Genomic DNA, 12,144 nt, shown 5'->3' on the forward strand with positions numbered 1-12,144 from the left:
TATGTTTACACTCAATACTAAAATCGAACGACTGCCTGGCATCGGACCAAGCTTAAAAAAGACCCTTAACCGCTTGGGGCTTTTTTATATCGAAGATCTATTTTTCCACCTCCCTTTCCGTTATATCGACTTCTCTAAAAAGATCCCTATCGGCAAAGCCGAGCAAGGACAGATGGTAACACTGGAAGGACAGATCCGTAACATTCAGGCGCGTCGCTCATTCCGCAGCCGCCTACAGTTTACAGAGGCGATTTTAGAAGACAGTACCGGAGACATCCACCTGATGTGGTTTAATCAGCCGTACTTAGCCAAACAATTTGCAGAAGGCGACCAGATCATAGTAGCTGGAAAGGTGGAATGGTATAACCGGAATCAATTAACCAACCCGTACTGGGAGAAGATCTCAAACACTGACAATGAAGCTCATGGAAAAATTTTGCCTATCTATCATTTGACCAAGGGAATTACAAACCTTAGATTAGCTAAACTTATTAAAATTAGCTGGGATAACACAAAAAAGGAATTTACAGAGCTCTTAAGCGTACCTCTACTGAACAGGTTCGAACTGTCGTCGCTAAGCGAATCGGTTCAAAATCTCCACTACCCTACCGACCAAAACCAAATCAATGCCGGCCGTTTTAGAATAGCAGTTGACGACTGCTTGCCACAGCAAGTTGCATCTACCATTAAGCAGCGTGCCCTTAAAGGAACCAGAGCGCCCAAACTGAGCAATGACGTGGAAGCTATAAAAAACGCTGTCAGTAAGTTGCCATTCGAACTCACCGATAGCCAAAAACGTGCCACTTGGGACATTCTGCAAGATATGTCCAAAGGGTCGCCTATGAACCGATTATTGGAGGGAGACGTAGGCAGCGGTAAAACAGTAGTGGCCTGGCTGGCTAGTTACATGGCCGCTTTGGACGATTACCAGACTATTATCCTGGCTCCAACAGAGATACTAGCTAGTCAGCATTTTGATACTTTTATCAATCTAGCGGGTCCGATGAGCAGCCAAATTGGATTGCTCACGAGAAACTTTTGCAAAATCAACTCTGAAGACGTTCCTAGGGATGAAATGTTAAAAAGACTTGCCACCAATGAATTAAAAATAGTGATCGGCACACATGCGCTGTTATCAGAGCATATTGATGTAGGAAAACTTGGGTTGATCGTAATAGACGAGCAGCATCGTTTTGGCGTTGCCCAAAGAGCTTTTTTGCAAAAGACTCATGGCAACAAATCTGGCGACAACGAAGAAATCCCGCACCTATTAAGCATGTCTGCAACACCAATTCCTCGCACGCTGGCACTTTCGCTTTTTGGAAATTTAGATATCTCGCAGCTAAATCAAATGCCAAAAAATCGCCAAAAAATTACCACCCAGCTATTTTCCGAAAGCAACCGCGCGGTGGCTTATGCTAAAATCCGCAAAGAAATAGAAAGCGGCCGACAAGCATTCATCATTACTCCCAAGGTAGAAGAATCGGACACGAAAACTAAGTCCGTAAAAGCCGAGTTCGAACGCTTAACAAAGCTTTTTCCAGAATACAAGCTAGGTCTGGTATACGGCGCTTTAAATGGAGAAGAAAAAGATAAAGTCATGAATAGTTTTGCCAATAAGGAAATCAACATACTGGTAGCCACTACCGTCATCGAGATTGGCATCGATATGCCAAATGCAACGGTTATGCTAATTGAGGGTGCAGAAAATTTTGGTTTAGCCCAATTGCATCAGCTTCGCGGACGGGTTGGGCGCGGTAGTCACCCAAGCTACTGTTATCTCTTTACCACTACAGAGGAACACATGGAAACCAAACGGTTGAAGATATTTGAACAGATCTCGGATGGCTTTGCATTGGCTGAATACGACCTAAAAGAAAGAGGGTTCGGGGACTTATTCGGACAGCAACAGTCCGGCTTCAATTTCCGCTTTCCCGAATTTGTAACCATAGCTGCCCTGCAGAAGGCACATGAAATAGCCACAGAGCTACTGGATTCTGATCCAACCCTCGCTGACTATCCTAAACTAAAAGAGTTATCTTCCCCTTATTTGCAAACAATTCATACAGAATAATTCTGTTGACAGCTCCTGACAGTTTTGGTATAAATATCAGGTGCACCCCCTTGAGCTTGCACAATTTTAGTTAGATAGGAGAGGAAATATGAAAGGAAAGAACGGGAACGGAAAACGTAACGGCGCGGCAGAGAGAAAACAATGTTCGGGATGCTTCATACTGATGGCAGAACAGGAAACCGGCATGCAAAAAAAATACGGCAAGTATTTCCACGCAGGACCAGTATGTATCAAAAAGTACGACCAGTATGAACAGAATCGAAAGGACAAAGAAGCCTCTCGACCGACCGCAGTGAATGCTGCACAACCCCTTGCCTCACCCGCCTAACCCGTTTAAGAACAAAGAGCGACCCCCTTGTCGCTCTTTTTATTTCGCTTGTGCCATATTAGACTATTTTAAATTTTTTATAGACTTTAGGCTCTTACTATGGACAACATCGCCGAAGCCCAATTTCTTAGCTTCCTTCTGTCTCTTATCGACTTGCGATACTGTACGGACTTCTCCCAATAGGCCAATTTCCCCGAAAGCGGTAGTTTCTTTACTCCAAGCTTTGCCATTATACGAGGAAAGGATAGCCATCACCACCGGCAAATCTGCGGCTCGCTCTGTGACTTTGAAACCGCCAGCCACATTCACATAAACATCCTGATTGCTTAAGTTTATACCCAAGGTTTTTTGCATTATCGCTATCAACAGCTGCAAGCGATTTACATCGAATCCAGATGCCACCCTGCGGGGATAGCTGGCGTTGGAAGTGTTAGTTAAAGCTTGAATTTCTACCAATAAAACTTTATTGCCCTCCAGCAAGGTCGCAACGCAACTGCCAGCCAACGCCTGTCCCTTGTGCTCCAAGAACATTGCTGCCGGATTATCCACTTCTACCAAACCGACGTCGCGCATCTCGAACACACCGACTTCGCCAATGCTACCAAAACGATTCTTGCTACTGCGCAAAATTCTTAAATTACCTAAGCGCTCTCCCTCTAAATACAAAACGCAGTCGACCATATGCTCGATTGTCTTAGGGCCGGCCAAAATCCCTTCTTTGGTAACGTGGCCAATAAGAATAATGGTGACCTGCTCAGCCTTAGCTAAACGAATTAAAGAGTTGGTAACGTATGAAAGCTGAGCCACGCCACCTGTGACGCCGCCAGCACTGTCGCTATACATCGTCTGTACGGAATCGATAACCACAACTTCGGGCTTTGCGGATTGGATAGCTGCAATACTTGATTCTAAATTAGTCTCGGCCAGCACCATTACATCTTGCTTTAGGCCCAAGCGATTATTGCGCATTGCAATCTGTTGGCTCGATTCTTCTCCAGAAACATATAACGCTGTGTGTCCACTGCCGGTTAACAGGTTAGCCAGCTGGAGCGCCAATGTAGATTTTCCTATTCCTGGGTCGCCGCCTAGCAATATCACCGAACCTGTAACGAGGCCGCCGCCTAAAACTACATCTAATTCGTCTATTCCAGTTGAAATGCGAAGAACTTTACTCTGCTTTACTTCCGATAATAAAATCGGCTTAATTACAGTCGCGGAGCCACTAGCAAAAGCTGTCTTTTTTGAGGACTGAACCATCTGCTCGGTAAAGGTATTCCATTGGTCGCAAGATGGGCATTTTCCTTGCCAGCGAGGACTGTTATAGCCGCAATTTTCGCATATAAACACTGTTTTTGTTGCCATATATAAATTATACCGCAAAGCCCATAAAGGCTCTATCAATATTGCATAGAGTTTAAATTAGTAAATATACAAACAAAAAGTACTACTTTCTCACTAGTCCTCGGCCCCCCAGTAATCTCAGGTAAGGCCTGCGGAATCGTTCGAAAGCAGCACTTTTTGTTTTCTTAAAAACTATCTCAAAAATAAGTAATACAGAGAGCCGTCTTGGTTATTGCGGAAGAACAATACATTGCCGTCAAAACTCAGGAACGGATCCTGCACATCTACGTTCGTTCCGGGAGCAAATTCGGTGCGGCTGCCAGACATGTCGATCTTGTAAACCGTATCAGTGGTGATACCCTGATTAGCAGTGCCCGCTGTCGGTACACCAACAACAATTGCCGTGCTGTCTTTGGTCCACACAGCTTTGGTAGCAGAAGTCGTCACGCCCAAGCTACGGCTTTCGTTAGTGATAACGTCGAAGTAGTAAAGTTCGTAAGTAGAAGAAGAGGAGTTATACCTAGTGAACAAAAACTTCTTGCTATCTGGCGACCAGACTACTTCCCGGTTATAACCATCGCGAATTAGAGACTTAAAAGTTTTACCGTCTGGAGTGACAGTGGTAATGCCGTTACGGCTCATGTCCGAAGTTTGAGTCCTGTAAAAAGCAATGTGTTGACCATCCGGGGAAACACTGATGACATTGTCCGGTTCGTACAAGTCTGTGAGCAGCTGATAATTCTTTGTATCGGGATCGGAAACATTTAAAGTTGCTTTGCCGTCATTGCCAACCCATACAAAATAAATCCTGTCGCCATTAGTGTTCCAGTCTAAGCTGCGAACTTGCAGAGGCAAATCTATATAATTACCGCCATCTGGGCTATAGTAGCTCCACTTTCTGCTGGTGCCGCTTCCAGATTCTGCAATATAACTATTACCGACATTGGGCCACAGAATCTTGGCAATGTCGCCTTTCGCTGGAACGCTAATTTCTGTCTTATCGCTGAGCAATACAGAAGCAGTATCGATATTCATGCTGGTGCGGAATAATTGCCCTTGTCGATTAAAATAAGCAATGCCATCGCCCTGGAAAAATAAAGCTGGACCGATTACGGATTCGTCAGTTAATTTGGTGGCCTGCTTGTTTGTTGGCGTTTCCTCTATGGGATCTTCCTCAATTTCTGTCGGCTCCTCGACTATAACCGGAGTTTCCTCTACAACTTGTTCAGGTTCTTCTTTAGATGAACGCTGCCAAATGATAAAGCCCAGTGTTCCGACTATGAGGATAAATATCGCGCCTAAAATGGCAATTGCTCTTTTATTCACAGTGTTTTTGTTTAATTTTGTTTCAATTTGTTAGGTTTTTTACACCTATTTAGTTGTTCACTTTTGTTCATTATATCATAATATTTGCAAAAGAACAAACCAGAGAACACCCCTATTGAGTTAATCCAGTGCTGGGAATTGCGCTGCCCACATTCTTGCAAGCCTCGACAAAACTGCTACCCAAAGTATCACCACGAAACCAATCCACTGCCCACGTGATGGGACCACCAGCAATTGTGGCAATCCAGCCGCTGCCGTCTGCACCGCTTGCATGACAGGCGGCCACAAATAGCACAAAAGCTAGCACAAAAATCATCAGTACAATTACAACGATAATAATGTTAACAGTATGAACCAACCAGCGCTGCCACCAAACTAATTTCACTCTTAAAATGAAGGCCACCAAGACGATTATTTCCATTAGGATAAAAGTAAGGCCGAAAGTTGGAACCAGTCCATCGAGGCAGGCCATATAGGCCTTATCCAGAATAGCGGCCAGACCAGCCTTGGCCGCCTGCTTAGCAGCTCCTTTTTTATCTCCGCTCAGAGCTTTGCTTGCGATATCCTGTATCTCCTTTGGGTCTATTCCACCCTTAGCTCCTTTTGCTCCGCCCATCTTACCGCCCGCGCCTGCACCCATCTTACCGCCTGCACCTGCGCCAGCTCCCGCGCCGCCTGCCTTTGCGCCCATACCACCTGCGACTCCGCCCATCTTACCGCCCGCGCCTGCACCTGCGCCAGCTCCCGCGCCGCCTCCAGGCGCACCTATGCCACCTTTAGGCATAGAATTACCCCTAGCTCCGCCCAACTGAGACATCTTAGAATTCATTGCATCCGGCCCCCCTGCCCCACCATAACCTTTCAGTTTTTTAGGATCCTTGCCTAACTTTTCGAAGGCTTTGCTCTTTTGAGCAGGATCTTTTAATTGATCGGGGTTATCATTTTTCTGAGCGGCGGAGCGCTCGTCCTGCTTTTGCTCCTTTTGCGGGTCTTTGGATTCATTATCCTTCTGATCTTTTCGTTCATCATCTTGTCGGTCATCTTTCTTATTGTCTTGCTGCTGGTCTTGAGGTTCTGTATCTACTTCGGCATCATCAGCAGAATCTTCCTCACTTTGATCTTCTTCATCATCCACATCCTCCGACCCTGCAACAGTCTCCGCAGACTGCTCATTAAGCAGCGCTTGCTGCTGACGGCGCAGATCTTCTTCGTACTTCTCATTTGCTTTGCGGCTCTCTGACTTAGCTTGAGTTTCATTTTCCTGGATCATCTGTTCCATCGTTTCATCGTCCACGTCTAAAATCGGCTCCTGCTCCATGCGCTGCCGCTCTCTTTCTATTACATCGTCCGGCAAATACATTTCTGGCTTATCTTTACTAGCCTTAAACTGAGCCGGCGATTTTTGAATACCACCTTGTGGCGGCCAGTACTCTCCGCCTATTTTTTTATTCAGCTGTGCTTCGTCCCATGCCTCTTCTGCCAACTTTTTATGAATATCCTGACCCTTGTGATGCAAACTGCCATCTTTGTTGTATACATCCTGCGCACTGTAACCAAAACTTTCGTGGAACCCGCCAGAAGTAGCCATGCCCTCATAATTTTGCATACCGCTCGGCAAATGAGCCACTGTGAGCTGCACTCTTCCACCTGCGCCTTTCTTTAAAGAATACTCAGCTGCTATTTGGTGCATTAGCTTCCCGACGCCCTTATACTCATCGCCATAAGACTTCATTGACTCTACGTACACCTTAGGTTTATATTTTCCAGACGGATCCGAACCATAAGTGAGGCGCTCGTGATTTTGGTGGAATTTGCCAGTTGTTTGTAAATCCTGAAGCTCAGTCTGACTATAATATTTTAAGAGCTCTTTTCCCACCATTCGGTCTTTGGGATCAAAAACACCAACCTCTAACATGTCCCCATACTTACCAGCTCTAACGGTTACGGGAACTTTGCGGTTGGTGCCTTTTTCTATGACAAAACCCTGACCCACTTTAGGGCCAAAGGAATGAGACTCTGTTAATGAATCCACTTTAGCTCGGTCTTTTGCATCCGACGCCATAGGATTACCTCAAATCTTCTTTGCTTTGCTCTATCTCTAACAGCTGCTTCGGATCGGTGGTGATAATCTGGTCTTCGACATAAGAAGCATAAACCTTGATGGCTGCATGCTTAAGACCGGCGAAGAAAATACCCTCGCCCACATCGCTTTCCAGTAATAAATACTTCTCACCCTCCGTGAGGAAAAATGTTTCAGTGACAATATCGATAGCAGCAGGACTTTGCTTAAGCAGCAACTGAATAGATGAGTTCGTAACAATCGGCTTGCCGTAAGTACTGGCCATGAAATCGGCTACATCCTGAGTAATGGTGGTGAGTCCTAGATAATACTTACGGGCTCGCTTGGCAATACCGAATACGAACCGAGCGGAGTCTTCGTGCTGCATCAAGATCCAGGCTTCGTCCAACACCAAAATACGTTTCTTTAATTCGCTTCGCACCACATTCCAAATGTGGCCAAGAATTATATACATAGCAATCGGGCGCAACTGCTCTTCTAGATCGCGGATAGAAAACACCAGCAGCTGATTCTGCAGCACTACATTGGTTTGGTTATTTAATAATCCGGCAAAAGTACCTTCGGTGAACTTGCCCAAGCGAAGCGCCAAGCTTTCGCCGCCAACCATGCCTCCCAAAATTTCTATCAAATCGCTCATGACCGGCATTTCGGCGGTAGCGAAATCAGAATTCTCGGTAATATCTTTTTTAGCATAAGTCTGCCAAATCGCCTTATCCATAATGGCTTCTTCGGTCGGATCCAGCTTGCCCAACACCAAGCCCATTAAGCCGATGAGGCTGATAACCGCGCTACGTAAAATATCTGCCTTGTCCTCGTCTTGCAAACCGATCGGCAAGTCAAATGGATTAATACGAAAATCGGAGTTAAGAGAAATGTTTAAGAAGGTTCCGCCTACAGCTTCGGCTAAATGCTGATACTCATTTTCGGGATCGATAACAATAACTTCGATGCCGATCATCAGCGAACGCAAAATTTCTAATTTTACGGAATAAGACTTGCCAGCACCAGACTTAGCGAACACAACGGAATTAGCATTTTCCATTGCAAAGCGGTCGAATAAAACCAAACTATTATTGTGGCGGTTAATTCCGTACAGAATACCGTCGTTGCCGGTAAGATCCGAAGATACAAACGGAAAAGTGCTAGAGAGCGGGCTGGTATTAAGGTTGCTGGTTACATCTAGATCATCCAAGCACAATGGCAAAGTAGAATTATACCCCGCCTCTACCGCGAGCATGGCGCGTTTGGTCACTACTAATTTCGCACCCAAAGCGCTTTCTAAAACCTTAGAATTCTTGTCTAGCTCTTCGAGTGAGTCGGAGTACAAAGTAAAGTAAAGGGCAAAGCGGAAGAAGTGTTCTACTCCCTGCTGCAGCTGATCGCGAAGCTCTTCTACGTCGTGGTAAGCGGTCTCCAGCAATGGGTTGCGGGCCAAGCCTTTTTCCTGTTCGATCGTAATCTGGGAGCCGATTTCACCCACTTTGCTACGCAGTTTTTTAAGTACCATGCCGGAATCGATCGGGTAAATGAACATGGATACATCTAGAGCGCTCTCGGAGTTGATAATAAAAGATAGCCAGTTAGAAGACAAGAATCGCGGATATGCCAAAACGAAAAAGCTGCGCCCAAACTTGCCGTTAAGTTCGAACCAAGAGTTGGTAAACTTTAAGCTGCTGGGAGCTAGTAAATCTTTTAGGGTAGTGACGCCTTCCCGATACTCTTTCTCTACTTCGGCCAGTTTGCCCTCGGCCGAAATCTTACCTTTAAGGTGTTCGAGCTCTTCCTTCTTCTTTTCTAATTCGGTTTTGTTAAATGAAAATAAGCTCATTATTTTTGAATGTTTTTAATATCGGCTTTGCCTAATTGACTGGCATCGATGCTCGGACCGGACGCAAAGTTATAAGAGTTGTACACCAGCTCTATGAGCTGGTCGGTGGTGAGCTTTACCACGCGCAGCCCGCTGCTACCTAAAGCCGCCGCGACAGTATTGGTGCGTTCATCCAACTGTTTTTTGTAAGTCTTTAAGTTAGATTCCCTGTCCGTAATCGCTTTAGTTTTTCCTGTGCCGAAAATCTTGCTAAAAATGCTGATGTTAGTCGGATTAATGCTCGTATCGTAAGGCACGATGACGTAAAAGTTCTTGCTCATGACGTTGGCTGTTTCTACCAAGCGGTCGATAAACTCTATATATTCCTGAGTCTGCATGCGCAGCAACTCGTTGTTTTGCTTTTCCATCATCACGCGCAGCTTTTCTGTATATTCCGCGATATCCATTTTGCGGGATTGGATCAAAATCTGAACATGAAATTCTAAAGAGTTTAAAAATCTTTGATAGCTATAAATAAGCGCGTTCTGCTCTTCTTCACTTTTTAAATCGAAGTTGGTGCTAGACACCGCCAATACAGTACGCAATGTGCCGTTATCCATCACGATTAAATCGTCACGGATTTCTGCGAGACGTAAAAATTGCTGTGTCGGATTGCCTATTTGTTGTTTTTGTTTGTTTAACGCCATTATTTAGCCTGATTTTGTTTGTTTTGATTGATTCTTTCGATCAGTTTGGTTTCTTCGCTCTGCTCCTTATTAAGCAAATAGTTGAGCTCCTTAATCTTTAGAGCAGTTTCCTTTAGGTCCTTTGGAGCGACTTTTTCTTCTGTTGGGATCGGCAGTGTCTGTTCGGCTTCTTCGTGGCCTGTCTTGTGGTAAACATACTGCTTGGGCCCGAACAAGAATTTAATAAAATTACCGAAGCTAGCATAAAGCGGCCGGCCGTTTAATTTGCCAAAAGTTAACGCCAGAGCTGGAACGCCAGATCCGAGACCCGCTACCACAGTAGCTGGAACATTTTTTGTGATAGTGAAGATAACAAAGGTGAATACGCCTGCGCCAAAAATGATCGCAAACTGCTTAAAAGTTAAGCCTGCGATAATCTTATCTTCTACATCGGTAAATTGTGGGACTGGGAATTGCATGTTAATTATATCACTTATACACGGTTGACCTTAAGCGAAAGCAGAATGTCGCTAACGAATTCAAATTCCTCTTGAGATAAAGCCAAATTTTGGGTACGACCAGAGAGCATGCTCTTACCGTAATTCAAATAGTCCTTATATAGAGGGCTGTTTTCGAAACTGGTGAGGACTTGGAAGTATCCCTGTGTGGAAGCAAGATTTGTAATGGCTTCATGAAAGGTTTTACGATTCTGAACATGCAAAACCGAGCTGGTTATAGCGGCGACGTCCTCTGGAGACTTTAATTCTATATTCTGCGTAGGAGTATAGTTGTAAGCAGCCTGGCTTACAGGTTGAGCTTGGGGAATTGGCTTTGGCTCTACAGGAGGCATAGGAACAGACTCTTTCGCAGGTGCGGGTCTTTGGGGCACAGAAGCAGGCTGAGGCCTTGGAGGAGGAGCTGTCTGCACTGGCCGCGGCGCTGGCCGAGGCGCTAATTGTTGAGATGATGAGGCAGGCGAATATTGTGCGGGATTCGGTTCGGCTTGCACTTGATCCGGCCTCATTATCAAATGAGGGCGAGGATTAATTGGCGGCATAGCGGCGGTAGAACTCGGCCTTGGAGTCTGCGGCATCGATTGTGGCTGTTCCGAAATCGGGGTAGGTCTAGAAGCACCTGGCTTAGGAACATTGACTTTGCTCGGTAAATTGCTTATATGAGACAGGGAGGACGCATTGATATGAGGCAACGGCTTAGAAGGTTTTGGTACAGGCTGAGGCGCAGGTTGTTGTCGTGCCGGTTGCGGTCTTGGAGGAGGAGCTGTCTGCACCGGTTGCGGCGCGGGAACAGGCTGTGGTCGCGGTGCCGGCCGTTGAAATACTGGAGCAGGCTGAGGTACAGGATTTGGAGCAGGCTTCGGTTCTGGCTTTGGTCCCATTAGAATTTCTTCCAATTCGGCTACCTGCTTATCATTCATAAGCTCTATTAGCGCCATCCACTCTGTTTTTTCCTGGTCGGTTAAAACATTGGAGGTGCGTACCAGGTTATGTATTTGTTTTAATTTTTGATCGCTAAGCATATATTTATGAATTTTTCTTTTTGCGCTTTTTTTAAGTCGTCCAATTTAACCTGAATTTTGAGAAGCTCAACCTGGCGATGCTGGCGGGCCTTAGCTTCTGCATCAATATCTATATTTGTGGGGGTGTCGTAAACCAAACCTTTTTTATCCTGGCCGCCGAGCTTAAGCTTATCTTTGGTTCCAATTTTATACAAAGGCGGTGCGTCGGGCTGAGAAGGAATAATTGGTACAGGTTTTCGTTTTTGTATAGGCTGTGGCTTAGGAACAACCGGCGGCTCTACTACTGGAATAATTGTTTGCTGAGCAGCGTACTGTTCGGCACCTTCCGCCAAGGCATTATCCATTTCTTCTAAGTAAGCTTCGAATTCTGCCATTTCATCTTCAGGAATCTCTTCCGGTAACTCTTCCCAAAACTTCGCATACTGAGCCATGCGGTCATAGATTCGGAAAATATTCTTTAGAATTTCGCGTCGGGCGATAGTAAGTGTTTGAGGGTTTGGAGAACGGTTTATATAGCGAATCTCTTCTAACACATCGTGACGAATAGTGACGGCATCCGCTAAATCCTTAATCCAGTTGGAAATGGTGGGCGGTACATTTTTCTCCTTCACTACTATTGGCTTATCCCCCAGCAACTCCTGATGCTGTTCAATAATGCTCTTTAATCCTGTTATAAGCTCTACCTGATCTGGAACAGAATCGATTAGCTCTATATAATCGGATAATTTTTCTTCCAGGTTAAAATCCGGGATCTCGTAGGCAGTTAAAATGGATTCTTTAACCAAATTCATTAGTCTCTGCGGGCTTAAACTGCTCATGGTTAAATAGCTCAGCTTGAGATAAGCTTTTTTATCCAGCCTCATCTCATTATCCCGATTTGAGGCAATCAAAAGCTCGCGGGCAAGAATATTGTCCTGGTATTGGATTGCATAATCGATTTTTGATTGCAGAGCAGTGTTCATTTC

Annotated in this window: 10 protein-coding genes; 2 read left to right on the forward strand and 8 right to left on the reverse strand. The window is 45.2% G+C overall.

Features of this window, described 5'->3' with window-relative positions:
- Position 1 precedes the first annotated feature (1 nt).
- The gene (gene recG, locus IPM19_03485) at positions 2-2,074 is read left to right on the forward strand and encodes an ATP-dependent DNA helicase RecG (protein QQS22667.1); all 2,073 of its coding nucleotides are present in this window, start codon (positions 2-4) and stop codon (positions 2,072-2,074) included.
- Positions 2,075-2,162: 88 nt separating this feature from the next.
- Positions 2,163-2,402, forward strand: a complete 240-nt coding sequence (locus IPM19_03490) for a hypothetical protein (GenBank protein QQS22668.1) — start codon at positions 2,163-2,165, stop codon at positions 2,400-2,402.
- Positions 2,403-2,465: 63 nt separating this feature from the next.
- Here IPM19_03490 and radA read toward each other — a convergent pair whose 3' ends face one another.
- From radA to IPM19_03530, 8 genes are all read right to left on the reverse strand, one after another.
- The gene (gene radA / locus IPM19_03495) at positions 2,466-3,764 is read right to left on the reverse strand and encodes a DNA repair protein RadA (GenBank protein QQS22669.1); all 1,299 of its coding nucleotides are present in this window, start codon (positions 3,762-3,764) and stop codon (positions 2,466-2,468) included.
- Positions 3,765-3,935: 171 nt separating this feature from the next.
- Positions 3,936-5,069 carry a PD40 domain-containing protein gene (locus IPM19_03500; GenBank protein QQS22670.1) on the reverse strand — a complete coding sequence of 378 codons (1,134 nt, stop codon included), beginning with the start codon at positions 5,067-5,069 and terminating at the stop codon, positions 3,936-3,938.
- A gap of 112 nt (positions 5,070-5,181) precedes the next feature.
- Positions 5,182-7,131, reverse strand: a complete 1,950-nt coding sequence (locus tag IPM19_03505; protein QQS22671.1) for a hypothetical protein — start codon at positions 7,129-7,131, stop codon at positions 5,182-5,184.
- Positions 7,132-7,135: 4 nt separating this feature from the next.
- Positions 7,136-8,977 carry an ATP-binding protein gene (locus tag IPM19_03510; GenBank protein QQS22672.1) on the reverse strand — a complete coding sequence of 614 codons (1,842 nt, stop codon included), beginning with the start codon at positions 8,975-8,977 and terminating at the stop codon, positions 7,136-7,138.
- Positions 8,977-9,663: a hypothetical protein gene (locus IPM19_03515; protein QQS22673.1), complete on the reverse strand. Its 687-nt coding sequence runs from the start codon at positions 9,661-9,663 to the stop codon at positions 8,977-8,979. The genes IPM19_03510 and IPM19_03515 overlap by 1 nt, the downstream gene beginning before the upstream one ends.
- A complete protein-coding gene (locus tag IPM19_03520) occupies positions 9,663-10,121 on the reverse strand; it encodes a PrgI family protein (GenBank protein ID QQS22674.1) in 459 nt (152 codons plus the stop codon). Before IPM19_03520 ends, IPM19_03515 begins: the two co-directional genes overlap by 1 nt.
- A 14-nt stretch (positions 10,122-10,135) precedes the next feature.
- A complete protein-coding gene (locus tag IPM19_03525; protein QQS22675.1) occupies positions 10,136-11,179 on the reverse strand; it encodes a hypothetical protein in 1,044 nt (347 codons plus the stop codon).
- The gene (locus tag IPM19_03530) at positions 11,158-12,141 is read right to left on the reverse strand and encodes a hypothetical protein (protein QQS22676.1); all 984 of its coding nucleotides are present in this window, start codon (positions 12,139-12,141) and stop codon (positions 11,158-11,160) included. The genes IPM19_03525 and IPM19_03530 overlap by 22 nt, the downstream gene beginning before the upstream one ends.
- Positions 12,142-12,144 lie beyond the last annotated feature (3 nt).

This window comes from bacterium (assembly GCA_016699995.1).
Classification (GTDB): Bacteria; Patescibacteriota; Doudnabacteria; order UBA920; family UBA920; genus UBA920.

Coding starts and splice junctions, on each gene's coding strand:
- recG (QQS22667.1), top strand. CDS start 2: ATGTTTACACTCAATACTAAAATCGAACGACTGCCTGGCATCGGACCA.
- IPM19_03490 (QQS22668.1), top strand. CDS start 2,163: ATGAAAGGAAAGAACGGGAACGGAAAACGTAACGGCGCGGCAGAGAGA.
- radA (QQS22669.1), bottom strand. CDS start 3,764: ATGGCAACAAAAACAGTGTTTATATGCGAAAATTGCGGCTATAACAGT.
- IPM19_03505 (QQS22671.1), bottom strand. CDS start 7,131: ATGGCGTCGGATGCAAAAGACCGAGCTAAAGTGGATTCATTAACAGAG.
- IPM19_03510 (QQS22672.1), bottom strand. CDS start 8,977: ATGAGCTTATTTTCATTTAACAAAACCGAATTAGAAAAGAAGAAGGAA.
- IPM19_03515 (QQS22673.1), bottom strand. CDS start 9,663: ATGGCGTTAAACAAACAAAAACAACAAATAGGCAATCCGACACAGCAA.
- IPM19_03520 (QQS22674.1), bottom strand. CDS start 10,121: ATGCAATTCCCAGTCCCACAATTTACCGATGTAGAAGATAAGATTATC.
- IPM19_03525 (QQS22675.1), bottom strand. CDS start 11,179: ATGCTTAGCGATCAAAAATTAAAACAAATACATAACCTGGTACGCACC.
- IPM19_03530 (QQS22676.1), bottom strand. CDS start 12,141: ATGAACACTGCTCTGCAATCAAAAATCGATTATGCAATCCAATACCAG.